At 48.0% G+C, this 18678-nt stretch carries 22 protein-coding genes and 1 pseudogene; 11 read left to right on the top strand and 12 right to left on the bottom strand.

The window, feature by feature from the left end:
• Window positions 1-11: 11 nt before the first annotated feature.
• Window positions 12-869, bottom strand: a complete 858-nt coding sequence (locus P5704_026900) for an ADP-ribosylglycohydrolase family protein (GenBank protein WOF81529.1) — start codon at window positions 867-869, stop codon at window positions 12-14.
• Between the two features lie 75 nt (window positions 870-944).
• Between P5704_026900 and P5704_026895 the strand changes: the two genes are divergently transcribed.
• Complete coding sequence (locus P5704_026895; GenBank protein ID WOF81528.1) at window positions 945-1565, top strand: hypothetical protein; 621 nt, start codon at window positions 945-947, stop codon at window positions 1563-1565.
• 12 nt (window positions 1566-1577) lie between these two features.
• Here the strand turns inward: P5704_026895 and P5704_026890 are convergent, their stop codons facing one another.
• From P5704_026890 to P5704_026860, 7 genes are read right to left on the bottom strand one after another with little or no spacing between them, the layout of a single operon-like run.
• Complete coding sequence (locus P5704_026890) at window positions 1578-2795, bottom strand: hypothetical protein (protein WOF81527.1); 1218 nt, start codon at window positions 2793-2795, stop codon at window positions 1578-1580.
• Between the two features lie 50 nt (window positions 2796-2845).
• Window positions 2846-3124 (bottom strand): hypothetical protein, encoded by a 279-nt coding sequence (locus P5704_026885; GenBank protein WOF81526.1) that lies wholly within the window; start codon window positions 3122-3124, stop codon window positions 2846-2848.
• A gap of 29 nt (window positions 3125-3153) precedes the next feature.
• Window positions 3154-3615 (bottom strand): hypothetical protein, encoded by a 462-nt coding sequence (locus tag P5704_026880; GenBank protein WOF81525.1) that lies wholly within the window; start codon window positions 3613-3615, stop codon window positions 3154-3156.
• A 39-nt stretch (window positions 3616-3654) separates the two neighbouring features.
• Window positions 3655-4041, bottom strand: coding sequence for a hypothetical protein (locus tag P5704_026875; protein ID WOF81524.1), 387 nt, complete (start codon window positions 4039-4041; stop codon window positions 3655-3657).
• Window positions 4038-4577 (bottom strand): Fic family protein, encoded by a 540-nt coding sequence (locus tag P5704_026870; GenBank protein ID WOF81523.1) that lies wholly within the window; start codon window positions 4575-4577, stop codon window positions 4038-4040. The genes P5704_026875 and P5704_026870 overlap by 4 nt, the downstream gene beginning before the upstream one ends.
• 53 nt (window positions 4578-4630) lie before the next feature.
• Entirely contained in the window at window positions 4631-5383 is a 753-nt protein-coding gene (locus tag P5704_026865) for a hypothetical protein (protein ID WOF81522.1), read from the bottom strand.
• Between the two features lie 19 nt (window positions 5384-5402).
• Entirely contained in the window at window positions 5403-5630 is a 228-nt protein-coding gene (locus P5704_026860; protein WOF81521.1) for a hypothetical protein, read from the bottom strand.
• Window positions 5631-5647: 17 nt separating this feature from the next.
• Between P5704_026860 and P5704_026855 the strand changes: the two are divergent.
• Window positions 5648-6127, top strand: a pseudogene (locus P5704_026855) (transposase).
• Between the two features lie 13 nt (window positions 6128-6140).
• Here the strand turns inward: P5704_026855 and P5704_026850 are convergent.
• The 3 genes from P5704_026850 to P5704_026840 all read right to left on the bottom strand — a co-directional run bounded on the left by P5704_026850 (window position 6141) and on the right by P5704_026840 (window position 8149).
• The gene (locus P5704_026850; protein ID WOF81520.1) at window positions 6141-6419 is read right to left on the bottom strand and encodes a hypothetical protein; all 279 of its coding nucleotides are present in this window, start codon (window positions 6417-6419) and stop codon (window positions 6141-6143) included.
• Between the two features lie 13 nt (window positions 6420-6432).
• The gene (locus P5704_026845) at window positions 6433-6987 is read right to left on the bottom strand and encodes a hypothetical protein (protein WOF81519.1); all 555 of its coding nucleotides are present in this window, start codon (window positions 6985-6987) and stop codon (window positions 6433-6435) included.
• Window positions 6988-7273: 286 nt separating this feature from the next.
• The gene (locus tag P5704_026840) at window positions 7274-8149 is read right to left on the bottom strand and encodes a RepB family plasmid replication initiator protein (GenBank protein ID WOF81518.1); all 876 of its coding nucleotides are present in this window, start codon (window positions 8147-8149) and stop codon (window positions 7274-7276) included.
• A gap of 1215 nt (window positions 8150-9364) precedes the next feature.
• Between P5704_026840 and P5704_026835 the strand changes: the two genes are divergently transcribed.
• The 5 genes from P5704_026835 (at window position 9365) to P5704_026815 (ending at window position 12516) form a co-directional block, all read left to right on the top strand.
• Window positions 9365-9895, top strand: coding sequence for a hypothetical protein (locus tag P5704_026835; GenBank protein ID WOF81517.1), 531 nt, complete (start codon window positions 9365-9367; stop codon window positions 9893-9895).
• 10 nt (window positions 9896-9905) lie between these two features.
• On the top strand, window positions 9906-10589 hold the full coding sequence (locus P5704_026830) for a DUF3841 domain-containing protein (GenBank protein WOF81516.1): 684 nt from the start codon (window positions 9906-9908) through the stop codon (window positions 10587-10589).
• Between the two features lie 419 nt (window positions 10590-11008).
• On the top strand, window positions 11009-11602 hold the full coding sequence (locus tag P5704_026825; protein WOF81515.1) for a hypothetical protein: 594 nt from the start codon (window positions 11009-11011) through the stop codon (window positions 11600-11602).
• A gap of 73 nt (window positions 11603-11675) precedes the next feature.
• The gene (locus P5704_026820) at window positions 11676-11927 is read left to right on the top strand and encodes a hypothetical protein (GenBank protein WOF81514.1); all 252 of its coding nucleotides are present in this window, start codon (window positions 11676-11678) and stop codon (window positions 11925-11927) included.
• A gap of 1 nt (window position 11928) precedes the next feature.
• Window positions 11929-12516: a hypothetical protein gene (locus P5704_026815; GenBank protein ID WOF81513.1), complete on the top strand. Its 588-nt coding sequence runs from the start codon at window positions 11929-11931 to the stop codon at window positions 12514-12516.
• Window positions 12517-12985: 469 nt separating this feature from the next.
• On the opposite strand, the gene P5704_026810 is transcribed toward P5704_026815, so the two are convergent.
• Window positions 12986-13246 carry a hypothetical protein gene (locus P5704_026810; GenBank protein ID WOF81512.1) on the bottom strand — a complete coding sequence of 87 codons (261 nt, stop codon included), beginning with the start codon at window positions 13244-13246 and terminating at the stop codon, window positions 12986-12988.
• A gap of 108 nt (window positions 13247-13354) precedes the next feature.
• Here P5704_026810 and P5704_026805 point away from each other — a divergent pair, with 108 nt between their 5' ends.
• The 4 genes from P5704_026805 to P5704_026790 are packed head-to-tail and all read left to right on the top strand — an operon-like array spanning window position 13355 to window position 18612.
• Window positions 13355-14731 carry a hypothetical protein gene (locus P5704_026805; GenBank protein ID WOF81511.1) on the top strand — a complete coding sequence of 459 codons (1377 nt, stop codon included), beginning with the start codon at window positions 13355-13357 and terminating at the stop codon, window positions 14729-14731.
• 28 nt (window positions 14732-14759) lie between these two features.
• Window positions 14760-16262 carry a hypothetical protein gene (locus P5704_026800; GenBank protein WOF81510.1) on the top strand — a complete coding sequence of 501 codons (1503 nt, stop codon included), beginning with the start codon at window positions 14760-14762 and terminating at the stop codon, window positions 16260-16262.
• A 32-nt stretch (window positions 16263-16294) separates the two neighbouring features.
• Window positions 16295-17770, top strand: a complete 1476-nt coding sequence (locus tag P5704_026795) for a hypothetical protein (protein ID WOF81509.1) — start codon at window positions 16295-16297, stop codon at window positions 17768-17770.
• Window positions 17767-18612, top strand: a complete 846-nt coding sequence (locus P5704_026790; GenBank protein WOF81508.1) for a hypothetical protein — start codon at window positions 17767-17769, stop codon at window positions 18610-18612. Before P5704_026795 ends, P5704_026790 begins: the two co-directional genes overlap by 4 nt.
• Window positions 18613-18678 lie beyond the last annotated feature (66 nt).

Here is an 18678-nt window from a genome sequence, read left to right as displayed (position 1 = left end):
TTTTTAGCTTATCACTTACGCCTGATTAGTTTCAGCAAAACATCGATAATTGAATCAGGATTACTCGCGGCAGTTTTACCCTTCCCGTAATTTTTTTCAAACTCATGAATCATTCCAAGTAGCGCTGGGCTATGCGAATGAACGATGGTCTCAGCCTTCTTTCGAAGGTCTTCTGGCACCCCATAAAGCGGTTCTGCAATGGCACCAGCAATCGCCAGCAGCGTATCGCTATCACCGCCTACATAAAGGCCATTGCGCAGCGTCTGCTCAAAGCTGTCTGCTTGCAGCACACAGGCCAATGCGACCGGAACAGTCCCCTGGCAGGAGACATCGAAGACGTACTCTTCATGAAGCGTGTCAAGATTGAGATCCAGGTCGTATTCGAACCAATCCTGCATGAACTCCATGATCTCGGCCTTCGACGAACCCGTGCGCGCCATGTAGACAGCCATAGCCGTGGCCTGAGCGCCTTTTATGCCTTCAGGGTGGCAGTGCGTTACACACGCACTCTGCTGAGCCTCCATCATCACGCGCTGCGGGCTGTTGAACGCCCAGCCAATGGGTGAGACACGCATGGCCGAGCCATTTCCCCAGCTATGGCTTTCTTTAAGGTAGCTGCTATTGGTATGAGCCCACTCCATGAAGCTTGGGCCATATCCGTAGGTAGGAAAGCTTCGGCAGTAACGCTGGTAAGAGCTTGAGTAGAAGGCTTTGAAGAGGATAGCTTCAGCAGTCGCCACCGTCATGATTGAGTCATCGGTGATAGTCGACTCGACTCGGAACAAGTCAATGATCTCATCCTTACCAACCTTTTCCTCACGAAACTCCCAATAAGAGCCAACGATGTCGCCAATGATTGCGCCAATCATGATACTGCCTTCTTGTTATAGTTAAACTCATGGCAATATACTACAATGGATATAAAACATCCATAAGTGTGTATTATGAACGAGATTAAACAACACCTTGTAGAATCTGATTTAATTCAGATGGGCAATGATAAAGCAAACTGTTTACTCCAATTTATTTCACCAGAAAAGACCCTTGTTGTAATGGATTACATCGACACCGACACGTTTGGACTAGGCTTTGTTGAAAAACTAGGAATCGATAAGGCATTCTGGATCGTTTTGTGGCAGCATGTGATGCTCATTCCAAATGCAGGTGAAGCCGCAACAACCCTGCACTCCTATCGTTCAACGGACGCCATTAAGCCAACGCAGGCCTGCATTATCCATGCGCTCGACGACAATCACGCCAGGCTTCGCGGCAAGATCTTCAAAGCCCTTGATCATGGCATTGATTTGAGCCAGTGCTACATCATTAGCCCATGGATGACCGAGTCAGACCTCAATGAAATAGAGGAAGATTTTGGTTTTTCATTCCCAAGAGATGGCATCACGCTTGTCGGCTCAGACCGACTTGAAGAGCTTCGAGTTCACTATGCCCAACTGATTGAGACTAAAGCCGAGTTACACATCCCAAGGATTGTATGGAGTCGTGTGCACAAGCCATTCGATATAATCATGAATATCGTATCAAATGACCCTGAACGCCTGCGCTAGAATTAATATTCGTTAAATATTCAGGTCGACGCTCAGGGCATCTCGTTTGATGATATCCGCGAATTGATGAAAACCTGGATGTATCCCGGTATCGTTCAACATCTTCTTCACATAGGTGAGCACGGGCTCATTCCTATTTTTCATGCGCATACCGGTTACACACAGCTTGCCGTCGATATAGGCTTCTGTTTCAGCGGCGCAAACCTGTCTGACCAACCACCCTGCGCGTTTGCGCTCAAGCTCCGTGGTCAGGTGCTCAGGGCTGAGCCATTTCCCAAAATACGCTAGATGATGAAAACCCAGACGTGGGTTCATGGCTACGAGCCCAAAAGCCCTGAACTGATTAGCGGTAGCGCTGAGCTCAATGAATCGCTCGAAATCAAATCGGCTATCACCCAATAGGGTTTTAATAAAGGCAAGCTGGTGCTTGTCGCGCCTGGAATGAACCCTGACCAAGGCCATGGCAGAGAACACAGTGAATGGACTTTCCCCTTCGAATACGGAAAGAATATTCTGAAGATACGGATCGTCATTAGCCTCTTGGCTCTTTGCGCGACCGCTGACCAGGCAGGATCTGACAGTCCGCGCAAAGCCAAACTCAACCATCCTGGAGAGTGTGCTCCATCGCACGCCGTGGTCAGAATCAGTCCTTACCTCGGCAGACAGAATGCTGTCGAATTCTGGATTTACCTTTACGGCTAATGGTGTCTTTTCTGTACTACCAATTGAGTAAGTGAGGGCGACAAGAATTCGCCCAACAGCATGCGTATAAGAGCTATTACGTGGCATCGTGTCGATGGACGCAAGCATTTCTCCAAGCAATAGGTTGAACAGGGCAGAATCGCTTTTCAGCAAGGCGTGTCGAAAAAGCTCGGCATACGGCGGCTTTCTCATCTCAACCATTGAGCTGATGTCTGTCTTTTTGCTTAATATGAATTGATCTAGCGTATCCGATTGCCCCAGCATTCTGTAGGTACAGGATTCATTCACTGGATAGAGTGAAATGACGCGCTCATTGAATCCTGCATCGCCCGACTGATGGCTTCTGAGGTAAAGCTTGTATTCATCAAGGCAGCTGATTGCATCGGAAATCGCGTTGTGCTCGATCATGGCGATGGCTGATTGCTTGATACGCAGAGCCATGGCCATAAAGCTCTGGGCGTCACCACTTTCCATGAAGCCATTCAAGATGCTTTCCATGGATCCCTGACTAGGTGCATCTTGATTCATATGATCTTCCCTTTTGCCCGTAGCCGTTACAAAACCTGAACCATCAAGCGTTATGCCTCATCACCGCCATTGGTTGAGCGCAACAGCGGACTCTGCTCCATTAATTTTTCCAGAAGCTCATGAATTGCATGAACCTCTTCGCAAGAGTCTGCACAACCACGACCGATGTTTTGAATTTCATCTATCAACTCTTTGAGCTGAGCATCACGTCCAGCCTGATATACCGTTCGGATCATTGTGTTAAATGAGCCGCGTGTACGCCTGAACTCGTCGCACTGCTTGTCGGTGAGAACAGCGTCCAGATCAACCAAAGCCGCATCTTTATTCATCGCAACACCTACTGGCTAGAGACTCAATATCAGAATTTGCAAAGGCTTTCGATTAACATCAACTCGAATTTTTTCATTTCCCGCTCCTGTTTCTTGATGCTTTCAATCAACTGCTTGCCGAGAGGAGAGGAAACTTGCTCAAGTGCCGGAGTCTGAACGGTGTCCATGAATCCTTCTACTTTTGCATAATTTATCCCCATGATTTCAACGGGCATGTTTTTTTCAGGGTTAAATTTATATTCCCAGACAATGGCCCACACAATAACCACAGTCAAGATTACCGGCGTAGCAACGAATGTTCCAGTCGGCCCTTTTTCCATAACGGCAAATGTAATAAGCGCAGCGCTGAGCATAGCCATGACACCGACATACCAGACAAGTAATTTGTTGTGATTTGATACCAAAGTAGCTAACTTAGATTCAATTTCATTAATTTTGTAGGCGGATAGGGGGCTCTTGCAGTAGCTTTCAAGAGAGTTTGAATATTTCATATAAGATTCATTTCCTAATTCAGTTTGAACAGGCGAAGATTATTCTTTCGCCCAGAACTTTTTCAGCCACTCACCCATTAACTCCAATTTTGCCTCCTGGCTGTAGCGATCATCCTTGAAGATTGAGTCCAGGCGATACAGCGTGTCGGTAGCGCGGCCACTTGAGCGTTTGAGCGATTCGAGCTTCTCTCCGGCCACCCCTAGCGGCTGATCAACCTCAAGAAACATGGACTGACTGTTCCAGTCAAACCCTGCATGAATAGCCAAAACATCCGCAGAGGGCGAGCTACCCATCGTCACCCGCCCCGCTTCGATTGGGATGCGGATTTTCTTATGCCCATGCCCCTGCTTTTTAGCAGCATCAAGCAAGGCGGAAAGGTCATTGACCGTCAGCACCTTGCGCTTATCATCATTCACCTCAGTCACTGACCGACACCCTCAAGCATGTGAATGATCAACTCAATCAGAAGCTCTTTCTGATCGGGCTTTGATTCAGCCACCAGTACCGTCAGGGCTGCCAGCGCATACGGATTGATGCGCCTCTCGACGGCCCCAGGCACTGGGCACTGGCGATGCAGGTAAGAAATGAACAGGTACGCGCCACTTCGCTTATTGCCGTCAGAAAACGGGTGGTTTTTGACCACAAAATAAAGCAAGTGCGCAGCACGACATTCAATCGACGGATAGGCCTCGGAACCAAAGACAGTGGCTTGAAGATTACCCCACAGCGCCTCGAAGGCATCCCCTCGCTCATTGCCGAACAGTTCGGTAGCCTCACCCGAGCCGATCAGCGTCGTGCGAAGTACAGCAAGCTCCTGGCGTGCATCTTCGAGTGGCCAGACGCCCTCTTGAGCGTGCTGCTCGGCAGGTTGCTGAAAGCCTTCGTCATACCCTTGCAGCAGAGCAAAGGTCTTGCGATAGGCGTTGATTAGCGCGTGGGCCGTGCTGGTGTGGATAGCCATGGTGACACTCGATCAATCCGTTATTTGATTCGCGGATATTGACCAACCTTTTCCTACACGTCAACTTTTTTCGGCTGTGGCATCTGTGGCAGATTGAGAATGTCATCCAGCTTGTAGATGATGATGTCTACATCCCTGAGCTTGAAGCCAGATTCAGAGAAATGATTGCTGAATGAAATGACTTTGCTCGACGGAAGAGCGTCACTGATCAGATCAATGAGGAGCATGCGGTTGCTATCGCAATCGATGACTTCTTTTTCACGGTTGCCACCCAGCATGAAACCCTGCGCCTTGAGCTGCTCAAGCCATAGCTTCCAGCGGTCTTTATCCGAGATAGGTGTTTCCGATTGGATCGGCGAGAAGTCGCCAAACAGATGGCAAGAAAGCTTCACCTTGCAGCCGTAACGCCCGAAGCTTTCCTCACTGACATGACCAAAGCCCTTGATCCTCCACCACTCATGCAGACGCTCCGTCAGAACACCAAGGCTCATTTGCACCGCAGCTGGAGCCTGGCTTGACCCAAGCTGGGATTCAAGGTCGCGAATACGTAGGTTGGCTGCACGGATGTCAGCATGGCGCTTGGTGATTTTCGCCTCCGTTTCAGTCGCGACACCCAGCTTCTGGCCAATTTCTGAAATGTTGTACTCGGTGACCGAGAGTACATTTCTGGCAAGCTCGTGATTAAGGGAGCCTTCTTTCTGAAGCGATTTATCGAGCGTCTGCAAGCCTAGCTGGATGTCTCTGATGGTGCGAAGCACAACGGCTTGATCATCGGGACTGAGCTTGATTTCATGGTTTTCGGACATGGCAATTTCTCAATTTAAATTAAAAGGAAACATCTGTTTCGTTCGACACATCATGGCGCACCAGCCGTGTCCAGTTCATATCATCCCTCACCACTAGGTAGTAAGCGAGTAATTGACGATCTTTCCAAATGGTAATGACACCGCCTGGCGTTTCACACCGCAGTGAATGGCAGGCAGTCGCACCCAAGCGTTGAGCGAGCTCCTCAATCCATGCCTCGCCAACCTGTACGGCATCAACCTCGTCCATGAACCGATGGTTACTCCTTTTATCGAGATCTCCTGCCAAAGCTGAAGGTGGCGCAACGCGCCAACCGGAAGGGCCGCGTTCGCTCGACCCATGCAAAGATACGCAACCGAAGAAAAGACGCGCTACACAAGTTCACAACCAACCTGGTCAAGGGTCACGCTCTGATCGTTGTGGGTAATGTGAGTTCGAAAAAACTCGTCAAGACCAAGATGGCCATGTCCGTGCTCGATGCCGGATGGGGCCAATTGAAAACACTGCTGGACTATAAATGCGCTTACGCAGGCAGTGTTTTCAAAGTCGTCAACGAATCCTACACTTCTCAAACCTGTTCGAGCTGTGGTTCACTCCCCAGCACGAGGCCGAAAGGTATCGCAGGGCTTGGAATAAGAGAATGGACATGTGCCTGTGGTGTCACGCACGACCGCGATATTAACGCGGCCAGGAACATTCTCGCGCTCGGGCATGAGCGTCCCGCTGGGGGAATCCCCGCTCTTTAGGGCGGGGAGGATGTCAATCACCACCGGCCAGAGCTACCACCGCCATCTTTGAAATGAGCCGCTCGGCCTCAATATAGCCATCACCGCTCACGGTATAGGCACCGCATAGCTTGGCCAGCTCATGAAACTTCCCGTCTTCAGGGAGAATTCCGGCGTCCCACCAGCTTATGAGGTCGCTCGCAAGCTCAGTTCTATTGGCGAAGGCATAAAGCCTGGCTACCTCTCTTTGGCACACAACCTCCCCGCTAACTGCTTGCTTAAACGATCCACCTTTCCCGTTGTCTTTAATCATTAATCACCTGCCTTTAGACATGAAAATCACGTTCAACCAGATACCGCCTTCCCCCAGGATACCTGGAGATGTCAAACCCTGGAAAATCTCGGTGAATCATCATCCAATGATCACTCGTTGTCAGCAAACTAACGATGCTTTCGAAGGCATGGTAGTCAAACAGATACCTGATGTGCCTTGCCACTTCCTTGCAAACAACCGTGGTGTTGTTTCCCCTGACGTACGACATGGACTCATTGTCTTGCTGGCCTGAGCGGAAAACGGGATTTTTGAGGTAGAAACGGACAGCGGAACGAAAATCCACGATGGAGTCATCAAGACTGGCCAGATCACTCAGAAGCAAACCCAAAAATAGCTCACGATCAGCTTCGATAAACCGATTTCCAAATAGCCTGATGTACTCCTCCTGGCCATTGAAGAATCCGATATCCTCCTCACGCATGAAAATCATCATGTCGACCAAAAGATTGCCGGAGGTGCGCCGCTCTGGCTCAATCAGCTCTTCGATACTGCACTCCAGCACACCGGGCTGACAGCGCCAGCACTCGGGCATTAGCCTCCAGTTCATGAAGGAGTCCCTTAGCAGGCGAACGGCAATATCGAGCCTGAAACGACTGAGCGGAAGATCCTTAATCGAAAGGTTTTTTGCCCGAGTGTGCAACAGGCGAGCTGGGCAAACCCGATCCAAGATGACATACCTCATCACCCGAGGCCCTGGGAGCATATAGGAAGGTGATGAAACATACACAGCAGCCACAAGGCCCACCACAAGGATTAGATGGTTTAATTTAGCCACTTATTGACATATTGTCAAACCAGTCCAGAGGCAAAGCCGTACATGCTAGTTGTCCACATTAGCCAGCTTTGCGCACTGCCTCGTTCTTCAGCCTTTGGATGACATCAGCCTTGGATTCACCAGGCCGCGCTGCCTTCATGATCTCAGCTTCGCTGTAGGTGTCCTTAACCTTTGGGCTCTTGCGAGGCGATCTGGAATATTTAGGCTTATCTTCTGCTGGCAGAAGGTCTTCCTGGACGGGTTCGCCACCAAACCCCTGCTTGTCCGAAAAACTGATCTCAATGGCGGCAATCTTCCGGCCTTCACGCTTTGGCTCAAACCCATGAATTGTGATGTCGCTGTGCTCACTGATCTGCTTGATCGCGGGCTCAATCACCCGTTTCCTCAAGTCAGCATACAAAGGATACGCATCATCAAGGTTCAGGCCAAACCGTATGAGGTCAATGGAGATCAGGGTCTTGAAGCCAGAGTACCGGTTTTTTACGATCAGCTCATACAGGCGTATCGCATGAGCGCTCGATAGCCTGGCCACAGCCTTGAGGTTGTATTTGGTGAAGTTGCCTTGGAGGTTGACCAGATAGGGCAGCACGTCTTTTGAGAACCGAAGCTCAACCCTCCCCTCCCCATCAATGTAATCAGCCGTCTGGATCCAGCGCGTTTTGCGCTCCCGGTCTTTCATGTGAAATCGAATACGCCTGTCGAACAGCTGATCAATAGCCTCTTTTAGCTCTGAATAGGCAGCCATCAGGCTTATTCCGCTGAGCTCGGCGAACTCTCTTGCGGTAAATGAGTACATCACCGCATCGGTAACCGTCTGGGTGGGATCTCGGTTGATCTTGGCGATACAGGTCAAAATTATCCGGCTTTCGGCGACAGAGAGTCGGTAGCTTGCCGTCATCAGATCGTTTGATTTGTATACCTGGAGGTTTGACATCCCTAAACCCTTCGCCCTAAAAAACCTATCGCCCATAAAGATGTGGACATCGTTAACGTGTTCCACAGATTAGCGGGAATGTTCCCTGGTGCCATGGTTTATTCTGGAAACGACCAAAAAAAACGATGGGCGGGTCAGGTAAATGTCCACATTTGGCTTAACAACAAGGTGTCCGTCCACATTAGCCTTGGTCTGAATGCGAGCTATAGCCTCTTCACATGACCCTGAAGCGCCCTAAACATGGACATATGCCGTGTTGCTTATCCTGCAAGGCGTGCAACACTCCGTCATACGGATCAAACGGTCGCGCCGCCAGGAGAATGCAAGGAATTTGACCACATTAACATGTGGAAACACCGGTCGTGCCCGCCGATACGGGCCGAAAAGACCCAGTATCAAGAGCCTTACACCTTTGGCTCATGCGGTTCCCAGATTTTTGCTTACAAACGACCAGTGCATCAGCCTTAACAACAAGGCATTTGTCCACATAAAGCTATTTGGAAGAGGTTAGCACGGCATCTGTCCATATTTAGGGGCCAATAATGACCTCCAGTGGCAAGGAATCTGACCACATTTAGAGTGGAATCTACGCCATCGCCACCGCCACTGCTCGGATCAACAAGCCATCCGTCCACATTTGGCAGGGCCGCGTGTTTCGTGGTTCGTGGTTCGTGGTCACGGAATATGTCCACATCATCGATGATCACATAGGCCAGACCTCCCTAATATGGACATTAGCCGTGTTGTCGCCGTGCAGCATTCCATAATATGGACAAATACCTTGCTCAGAGCCTCCTTGAGCAAGGCATCTGACCACAATGGGCATACTTGAAGGTAGGTGCAGCTTCACAACAAGGCAGATGTCCATGGCTCATGACTTATCCACAAGCAAGGCGTCCACATCCAACAAGGCATCTGACCACATCTGCGCAAGGACGGTGTCCACATAACTCAAGGCTTGCGCCCACATCAAACAAGCGAAACGTCCACTTCATACATGGTATTTGACCACATTAAGCGGAATAATCTCTTATGTTTCAATGAGTTAGACTGACTAAAATAAAAAAGAAATAGAAATAAAGAACAAATAAAACCATTCACTTTACACAACAAACTCGTTTATGTGATATGCGCTTAATTGACAAGTCGTCAAAGGATCGTTAGCATGCCTGCCATCATAACCCGTCGAGGTTAGTCGCTAGCATGGAGCCGCTCATGAAGGTCACCAAAAACCTGGTCACCAAGATCCTTATCGAAGACGCCCCAGGCCTCGTCGACCCGATTGAGATTGTGCTAGAGGATTTTGGGCCAAAAAAAGGCTCTATTTTCTTAAGATCCCATTCCCAAACCTATTCGGCCTATTGGAATGCGATGCCAAAAGACACCGTCGCGGAATTTGTCGCCACGTGCAGTCCCGATTACATGATCAACTGCATGACGCACTGTATGAGCCAAGTAGAAGACCATGACGCCATGCGCAACCTCAGTAAGGCCAAGGTTCTGGAGCTGCGTAAAGCCGATGACCTGACGGCCCATCAGGCTCGTGAGCTCTATGAGGAGATTAAGGATATGGAAAACCCTCACCATCACCAAAATGCCATGTATGAAGTGTTTGGTGATCAGTGGTGGAACGACATGCCCTACAAGGCCAACCCAACCTACATCCATCTGGAGAAGGTGGTAAACGCCGTCAAGGATGCGGTTAAGACACTCATTCGGCAGCCCTCCTGCGAAACCGCGTCGTAAGAATATTTGGATGAAAGCGACCGACATTTTTAGCGATATCAGTCATGCACAGCTGCTTGAACTCAGAGCGTCAGGGGTTAAGCCTTACCTCAATGAGGACGGCACGATCACGGCTTGGACATTCCTGTCGCCTGAGGCATTTCAAGTACTAGAGGAGAATGGGGCACTCTGCTGCCCACAGGAATCAGTCAATCCGGATTTTTCGAGTGCCTACCCCTGGATGATTGGCGTGATGGCAGAGGTAGGATTGCCTCCTCCCTCCAAGGGGATCAGTCCTCTGTGGTGCTGGATCAGTTGCGGCACCCCTGATCGAAAACCCTCTGAAGACATGCATGAGTCAGGTCACTATCTGGTTGAATTCCGAATTCCGCCCGAGCAAATACTCTGCTCAATGTTTCACTATTGGCACTACTGCATGAACTACTGGCCCTTGGCCATGAGCGTGGATGCAGCAGAGCGCTATGACGATTTTCTGCTTGAGAAAGGGCTGAGCTATTATCGCACCAAGCCCCTCCCCACACCCCACCATGAGCACATCCAGGCGAGCTGGCGACAGATCTTCAAGCTTGATTTTTATCAGCTTGGCGATAAAGAAGATTCGCTGGAGGATCGCATGATCCAGGGTGTATTTTGGACACTGAATAAAGAGGCCATCACATGCATAACGCCGATACTCGCACCACAGAAGATCTGACGGTTGTATTGATTCAGCTAGCCAAAGGCCGCCAGCATAAGCAGCTCGACACACTGCTTGAACAATGACAACCGCATTCCCCACCTGCAATCTTCGATTCAGGTGCGGGTCAAGGTTGTCGGCGCCTGCGCCCTGGCTTGTTAGTCTCTCCCTGATTTTTGACATATTGTTTGATAGTTTCAATCTAACATTGCATGTTTCCATGGAAACATGATCCTGCCGATGCCCTTTTGGCGATCAGCATAAGTGATTTGGCGCGCTATTTTTCCATTACGTGTTTCCATGGAAACATGACCCCTTAGGAGATTGGGCCGATCCCCTCCGCGCTATTTTTAAATGACGCTCACAACAGGGCTTGATTTCTCTGTCAAGTCTAATAATAATCCGTGTCAATTAATGCCTATCAAAGGAGAGTGGCGATGGAACTGGTCACATCAAATAACCGCGCCTACATGCGCTCCATGATCGAGAATGTCACACAGCCCGAGCTTAGCGTTGAGCTACTCGTGCGAACAGTTAACACACCTGAAATGCTCAAGCGCTCAGAGATGATCTCCCACTACATGGAAGATCAGTGCAAGCTGCTGATTCCTTATTTTTACGAGCTTCGCAATGAAATGCCTCGCGGGCGAGTGCAGCAGATGATGAATCGTCGCGCCTTGTCCGTGGATGACCCTGCTGTTCGAGCCGCTTACATGGAAATCATCCAGGCAGAAGAATACGAATTCGCCCCTTATGTCTCCCTGCAAAGCGTAACTGTCGAGGGAAATCGAGTGTCCGTGGTGTTTGCTTGCGCCCATGACCCCTCGTTCGTGATGTTTCAAAAGGCTGTCGAAATCCCATTTTCCAATCCGAAACTGTGGGCGCAAGTGGAGGCATTTACCGTCTCCAGGGCAGCTGAAATGGCAATGGCGGCTGAGCGCGAGGCTGACAAGGCCGTCAACGATGAACTTGAAGACCTTGACGACCTGGAAGGATCTGATGACGAGATGGGCATGGTGGCAGGGTTCTAATCGAGCAACCGCCCGTAGTAGCCATAGGCAACAAGGTTTAATAGGATAGGGGCTCTTTCAACGGATGTGCGCAATGGATACTCAGTCCCTGCTCGAAGCAATCAAACGCGAGGACTATTACGAAAACCTACGCGTCCTTGATGACGGCACCATCATCGGAACAGGAAAGCTCATGTTCACAACGGCCCTCTATGTCGGCATCAACCTAACGGGCTGGGAACGCAGATACTGCTACAAGGACATGAAGGCGCTTAAACAGAGCCTTGACTCAATGACTACCGCCGATGATGAGCCGCACGGCTATATCGCAAGAAGAGGTACATAGTATGTCGTCGTACACCGTTGAAGAAGTCTGTGGCTGCACCATCATCTATGGCAGCGTACCGATTATGGAAATGGTCAACCTGATGCAGCGTTACGAAGACGGCGTCATGGACACGTCCCTGGCCACAGTACTGGGCGCAAACATGGTAATCGGCCCACCAGCGGCGCTTAAGGCACTGCGCAATGAACCTGGCATCATGCACGCAGTCGATGAGAAGGTCAGTCAGCATACTAATGGGCACGATCTGTCAGAGCAGGCCCAACAATGGCTTAAGCAAGGCAATCGCGGAAAGAGCTCCGAGGCGATGTTCGCTAGGTTCTCTGGCGTAAAAAGCATCACAGATGACCCTGCGGCTTTTCCCCGCGATCCGTCTGATTTGGCGCGCTGCCGTTTGCTGCTCGAATCGGTTCCCGAATTCGCAAACAAGCTCTATCTGATGAGGTCTGTGTCCCCCATCTGGAATGCCCTGGTTGATCACTGGGAGGCCCTTTGTGCGACCATGGATCAGGAGGCGCCAAACTGGAGAGATGGCCATGGATCAAGCCCTGAAACGTATCGCATGATGAATGACCTGACCGACAACCACTAATACTCAGAGTCCTGGCGATGAGTCGGATTGCTGGGAGCTCTCGTTCTGCTTGAACGATTTTGCGAGCTTTGACAAATCCAGAACGAAGTATCGCTCTGTAGATGACATAGGATAGGTTTGAGCGACCGCTCGCACCAGCTGATCAAAGTCCAGGCCCAGGGTAACGCTGGCCACTCTCGCACAGAACTGCGCGACCTTTTCGTCCAGAACCGTGCGGCTGCCTTCATGGCTCAGCGAATTCCTGTACTGTGGAGCCAGCTGTGGTGCACTCATCATGCCAAGCAACGAATTCCACTCAGCCCCGGTCACTGATGTCCCCGTCTTCACACAGTGAGTCCAATCGATCAGAAACAACACAAGCTCAAGTCTCTGTTTGGATAGCCTTTGCCCTCGTAGACCTTTCTGATCTCTTCGATTGCTGCACTGACCGACATACACCGTTCCTTCAATTAAGTTAAATCATTTACTCTCACCACAAATCTTCGCTATGCAGATGAGGTGGTGCGGCGAGACGTTCGACCTGCCTGGCGCCTATCGCAATCCGCCCAGCTTCTTTGCGAGTGACAAATCGGCCCGCATCAGTCAAGAAACCAAACACCCCCTTGACTGGCGGTTTCACGCCATAGGCGTTAACCATGATCGCGATTACGTTGTGATGCCTTGCAGGACGTGGATAAGAATACACCTCACCCTTAAGCATCACTGCTACGCGATCAATCCGTTCATTCATCGTGTCACCTCCCCTGTTTCCACTATATTGCCTTGCAAGAAAGACTTCAATTGTAATAACCCACCCTCCCATGAAAAAATAGAATTAGAGACCCACCAGGAAGCAATCATGAACCAGTACCTGTCAGAAATAGATTTCGAGATCATTAAAGCGGTCAAAGAAAACGCGTTTGGCGATGATACTGAGCAGGTTGTTTTAGATAAAATGGCTGGGAATATTCTTCACCCCAAAACGTTAGAAGCGATTCTTGAAATAATCACGTCGACAGAATCAATCACCAGGGTTGGCCATGCGATTATTGATGGCTACAAGCACCACCTCTCCACTGGTAACAAGTCTGCATTTGTTGAATCTGTTGACTGTTTCGTTAAATTTTATGAAAAGCTGCATTCGGATACCCGCCTCACAGTATTTAAGTCAGCAAATGATTTCAGTGGTGTCATGCACACATTTAGGAATCCAGAATGGCTTAAACTGATCATTGGCAAGCTTCAGTTAAGCGCAGACAATGCAAGCGTACTACTAAGCACCACAACGGGCATGGATGACCTCATCATTGACGCTATGGATATTGAAAAAGGACTTGTTGATGTCTCTAAAATCATCAAATTAAGAACCAATGACAGAGTTCCGCTGTTCAACAAAGAATCTCTCATCAGACTTCTAAGTATTGCACTTCAAAAAGATGCCAGCGGAAAACTTTTCAAAAGAACCGCAACCGCCCTTCTTAACAGTCAAGACATTGCTTTTACCGAGTTTCAGTTGAATGACATGCTTGCGCTGCATAATAACATGGTCATTCTAGACGCAATGCACAACCGCTCCGGGAATGCGCAGGTAGTGATGGATGTGATAAAGGGGCATGAGCGTTTTTTTATTGAAACTCATGAGTTGCTTAAAAAAGTAGTAAATCTGATCCCCAGTAACCACTCAGAAACGGCAACGAGCTTAACAGAAATAAAGTCGATTACTCTCGACCAGCTCAAAGCGCTTTCCGAAAATCATTGTAGTGAACTTTTACAAATGTACTCAGACAAGTGCTTCCTGTCTGTCAAGAATGGCGAGTCTGTGTACGAGATTCATAAAATAATCTGCCCCAATGGTAAGTTAGACGACCATCAGTTCCAAAAAATAATGATTGAGACGTATGACTCAGCCCTCGATTACGAGTTGAAAAACGCCTCCACCCTATTTTCATTTGTTTCTTACGCGTCAGAGTTTAATGTTGAGCTACAGCTAGAGAGTCGAGGATTTCCAAGAAAGTACTTTGATCTGCTGGCTCGCGCAAGAAACGATGCCAAGGAAGCAAACATTAATCAGATAGTTGAATTATTTGATGACCGAATAAACAAAGACCTCAACCATCTAAGTGATGGATACCTGGATAGATCAATTAACTCACTCAAGGCATTACTGCCCAATGAATTGTTGAGCAAAAACCCTCGGATTAAAAGATACGAGATATCAGTAAAGTTCGAACTATAAATTCCTTTTCAATTAATGGATATTCCATATGAACAGCAACCAAGTAGAAAGAGAAGCTGAAGTGTATAAATCAGTGCTACTAAAATCCATGCAATATGCCAAGGAAAGCGACCACGCATCGCTCAAGTTACTCATTGAGAACTTCGAAAACTCAGAAGGAATGTTGCAATATTGCGATTCTGCCGATTATGAGCCTAGGCCATCCATGCGGATAATGGAGCACCTTAACAACGAAAACTACTTTGATAACAAAGAAATTTTCAGCGCCTTTGCGTCTGATCTGTTTAGAAACTCGGCTTACGCAGATAGCTTCAAATTCTTGGCTCTGGTTAATTTAGAGCGGGGGAATATGGAGTCGTTCAAAAATATAGTTGATTTTATAAAGGATTCGAATCTTGCGCCTTATATTCTAGATTGGCAATTATCAAGCCTCTCCTACTTGGCTTCGAAAGAAATCACCTCATCCGAAGCGCTTAAGGCAATGTCCAATGTAGTTCCTATTACTCCAGCGACAGGAAAAATTCTGTATGAGCGGGGTATAGAGGCAGAGGCAATAATTGAAGCTCTTCATCTCAGTAGTCATATGTATGCCGTTCAGGACTCAAAAACTAATGGCTTTTTAAAGGGGTTTCATGAGAATAACCCAGGTGCAAAACACCCCCTGGTCTATGATGCATCCTCACACTTAAGCCTGGCTACAAGTATGCTTAGGAATGGAGATAAAAAGAATGCCGCCAAGTTGATAGATGGGCTCATTAACTCCCCATTTCTTGAGCAAAGCAACTTTTCACTTCATGCTGTCTATTCAATTGTGATGCTTCACACCTGGAGCGACCCTGAGTTCATGTCTATTTTCGCTCGAAACGAGAACAGGCTTCTTTCTGTCATGGACACGCTAATTTCCATGGAGCCCTATCCTGACTCACTTCTGTCCAACCTGACAATTGCTCAGTTGAAGCAGTTTGGGACAGGTAGTGCCGGAGAAATAACAGAGGTTTCACGTGACCTCGCGGTGCACATGGGCGAGTGTGGGGCTAAGACGTTGGGCAAGCTTATTTATCTATTGACTAAAGATCGCATTAGTTCGGTCGACCAGCTCATAAAAGACGCAGAAATACTAGGAGAGTTTTCGCCCGAAGATCTTTCCACAATTTACGCTGCAACGTCCTCACATAGAAATCCGATAAATTTCTTTTCTGAAAAATACCCAACCAATTTGGGGGCTTTTCTCCACTATGCCGAACAAAAAAATGTTGATCTTCAATGGCGCTCAGGAAATGAGGGTGAAGGCCTGTTTCTGTATGCTGCTGCACAGCTTGTTCAATACTCTGGTGCGCGTAGAGAATCTTTAGAAGCTAACGGTAACGACAAATGGTGGATCGAAAACCTAAACAGTGCACTGTATAGCATATCTAACAGTGAAATCAGGAAATCTGTTCTCGAATCAAAACAAATACTGGATAACATTCCAGAGATCAGAAATACACCTTTTTTCAAGCGGCATACAATCAGCAACGATCTAGACTTATAATCTACTCACAACTAAATAAATAGAAGATTGATATGCCATCACCACTAGATAAAGCGATGCATCATGCAAGAATGGGAGAGATCACTCCATTCAGGAATATTATCGATGAAGCGATAAGTGCACACTGTGCCGCCGAGGAGTACTCTGGAGAGCCTATTGACATAAGCTACATTGACAAGATTTTCGACATGCTATTAAACGAAGGACTTCTCAATGATAGTGACATAGTAAACTCCTTTGAGGAATATTACTCCAAGATTAACAAAGGCATAGACAAGCTGAGTCTTGGCGTATTTTTGACTTTCGTAAAAGAAGATTTTCAGTCTTTTGAGAATTTGGCCATCTTATTCAAAGAGGCATTTTATAAACATCCTGATTTTCATGTGGCAATTGATGAGATTAGCGCACAATTAACTTCAGCATGCAGAACTGAAGATCGGCTAGATTACTTATCGCGTCACTTTCCGCTTCATCCAGACTATGCCCGTGATCTGATTACGATACATAATTTGCAACCTGAAAGATGTGTAAAGTGCTTACAGGCTGATAAAAGATTGGTGGCTTATACCGGACAAGCAACCTGGGGCAATTCAGAGTTGTATGATCGTACAAAAATACTTTCAGCTAGAATGCCGGAAATAGGTCATCAGGTTATTTATGATGCTCGCGCATACATCGTGCTGGCTCTAGAGTTATACGATAAGTGCAAGCGCTCATCGTCATTATTGCTGGATCAAGTCATAGGCGGTCATTTTCTAAAGCACAGCAACTTCGAGCTAACAGATCTCATTCACGACATGCCAATGGATGACCTGACAATCTATGCGGGACTTATCGTAAAGCATGAAAATAACTTGCTGGATGCTATTAGTTCATTAAGCGAACCCATACCGAATAATATGGATTGCATGCCATCACACCCCACTATTGTTTCTGCGAGCAATGGCTCCATTAAGAAAGTTGCCAACATATCTAACATCTCAACGGAGAATGCAGAAGTTTTGCATCACCTTGGCGCGACACGAATTGCCAAAGAAATATTCCTTCAGTCAAGTGCTGTCCTGGTAAAAGCGGACAGCATCTATCAGGCATCCCTTGTTTTCGGCAAATTCAGTGATGATGACCTGCATACAATTTTTAAAGCTCGACGGCGAGAACATGCATGGCAACATCAAAACTACAATGTTGGTGCGTTTGTCTACTATGCCTACAAAACCGGTTCGACTTTACCCTGGGTGAGCGCACAAGATCCAGGCATCATTCACCTAACCTACGCTGATGAGCTGAAGAATATTGGGATGGCCTTGAAAATGGCTAGAGAGGAAGGCAGTGAGGCCTTCGAGACAAAATGGTGGGTTGAACAAATAGACAATGCGATTTACACGCTTCCAGAGCACCAGCGATCTGTGTCAGAATTGAAAAGGGTCGCGAGATGTTTCAATATATCTGAAATATACCAGACCATGGCATACAAGAGATCCAAAATTTCAGGGGATTTGTCGCTGTGAATGATTCAGTAATTCCACTCGCCGCCTTTCGTGATATAGATTACCAGCTTTGCTATAACGCTGATTCGGTTAATCTCGATGAGCTTGCTAAATTGGTTGAGCCCTTAGGAGAAAAGCGCTTCTTCGCGCTACTCAACTGCCTGACGGTTACGCAGTTAAATCGCAGTGACTTTACGCGCTCCCCTACGCCGCTAAACCTTGCTAAATTCATGATTGAACAGATAAATGCAAACACCTATGCACGAGGCAACCCGCTAAACCCTCGTAATAGCGTCAACTGGGAGCGAATGCATCGCCTCGTAAATCAGCACGATAACATCAGTGCTGTGATGGGAGTGCTACTCGGAAAGGATCTCCGCACCCCTGATCTTCTGTATCGCAAGGAAGCTGTAGCCTTTAAAATGAACGGTACTGAAGGGCTGGATAGGTACACAAACGCACACGTACCTTACATAAAATGCTCTGTTCAGAACGGATGGGTATCCGAACCAATATTTCACAGCCAGTTTTTGGTTTCTTGCATTGGCATTGATCGCGCCATCGCAAGTGATAAATCGCATGGCCTACTGAATGTTTTGCTTGATGATGCGGCACAGTGGCTTATCGCGCATGAAGGTCAAGGTGAAATTCAGATGATCGTGAAGCATTTCGAGAGCACACTTGCCTACGGCAAATACTCTGACAATCAGATCAGCTGGCAATACACCCTTGGATCGGATCGACCCACAGCTTACAAAACTCTAGATTCAGGCAAGTTTCTCTCCTACGCCCACGAGTCAGCGAACAAGGCTGGCCTCAACCACCGAAAGAAAGCCTATCTTGCGAGCGCACTGGATATTTGACCTTTTCATCAAGCCTGGTTATATTACGTTGTAATTGACAGGACTAGCTTTCCTAAGTGTCACAAT

This window comes from Pseudomonas sp. FeN3W (genome assembly GCA_030263805.2).
In the GTDB taxonomy this organism is placed as follows: domain Bacteria; phylum Pseudomonadota; class Gammaproteobacteria; order Pseudomonadales; family Pseudomonadaceae; genus Stutzerimonas; species Stutzerimonas stutzeri_G.
This window is presented reverse-complemented; position numbering and strand designations above follow the sequence as displayed.

Bases quoted from the DNA above. Each gene is read 5' to 3' on its own strand.
- P5704_026900 (WOF81529.1), bottom strand. From the start codon at position 869: ATGATTGGCGCAATCATTGGCGACATCGTTGGCTCTTATTGGGAGTTT.
- P5704_026895 (WOF81528.1), top strand. From the start codon at position 945: ATGAACGAGATTAAACAACACCTTGTAGAATCTGATTTAATTCAGATG.
- P5704_026890 (WOF81527.1), bottom strand. From the start codon at position 2,795: ATGAATCAAGATGCACCTAGTCAGGGATCCATGGAAAGCATCTTGAAT.
- P5704_026885 (WOF81526.1), bottom strand. From the start codon at position 3,124: ATGAATAAAGATGCGGCTTTGGTTGATCTGGACGCTGTTCTCACCGAC.
- P5704_026880 (WOF81525.1), bottom strand. From the start codon at position 3,615: ATGAAATATTCAAACTCTCTTGAAAGCTACTGCAAGAGCCCCCTATCC.
- P5704_026870 (WOF81523.1), bottom strand. From the start codon at position 4,577: ATGGCTATCCACACCAGCACGGCCCACGCGCTAATCAACGCCTATCGC.
- P5704_026865 (WOF81522.1), bottom strand. From the start codon at position 5,383: ATGTCCGAAAACCATGAAATCAAGCTCAGTCCCGATGATCAAGCCGTT.
- P5704_026860 (WOF81521.1), bottom strand. From the start codon at position 5,630: ATGGACGAGGTTGATGCCGTACAGGTTGGCGAGGCATGGATTGAGGAG.
- P5704_026850 (WOF81520.1), bottom strand. From the start codon at position 6,419: ATGATTAAAGACAACGGGAAAGGTGGATCGTTTAAGCAAGCAGTTAGC.
- P5704_026845 (WOF81519.1), bottom strand. From the start codon at position 6,987: ATGAACTGGAGGCTAATGCCCGAGTGCTGGCGCTGTCAGCCCGGTGTG.
- P5704_026840 (WOF81518.1), bottom strand. From the start codon at position 8,149: ATGTCAAACCTCCAGGTATACAAATCAAACGATCTGATGACGGCAAGC.
- P5704_026835 (WOF81517.1), top strand. From the start codon at position 9,365: ATGAAGGTCACCAAAAACCTGGTCACCAAGATCCTTATCGAAGACGCC.
- P5704_026830 (WOF81516.1), top strand. From the start codon at position 9,906: ATGAAAGCGACCGACATTTTTAGCGATATCAGTCATGCACAGCTGCTT.
- P5704_026825 (WOF81515.1), top strand. From the start codon at position 11,009: ATGGAACTGGTCACATCAAATAACCGCGCCTACATGCGCTCCATGATC.
- P5704_026820 (WOF81514.1), top strand. From the start codon at position 11,676: ATGGATACTCAGTCCCTGCTCGAAGCAATCAAACGCGAGGACTATTAC.
- P5704_026815 (WOF81513.1), top strand. From the start codon at position 11,929: ATGTCGTCGTACACCGTTGAAGAAGTCTGTGGCTGCACCATCATCTAT.
- P5704_026810 (WOF81512.1), bottom strand. From the start codon at position 13,246: ATGAATGAACGGATTGATCGCGTAGCAGTGATGCTTAAGGGTGAGGTG.
- P5704_026805 (WOF81511.1), top strand. From the start codon at position 13,355: ATGAACCAGTACCTGTCAGAAATAGATTTCGAGATCATTAAAGCGGTC.
- P5704_026800 (WOF81510.1), top strand. From the start codon at position 14,760: ATGAACAGCAACCAAGTAGAAAGAGAAGCTGAAGTGTATAAATCAGTG.
- P5704_026795 (WOF81509.1), top strand. From the start codon at position 16,295: ATGCCATCACCACTAGATAAAGCGATGCATCATGCAAGAATGGGAGAG.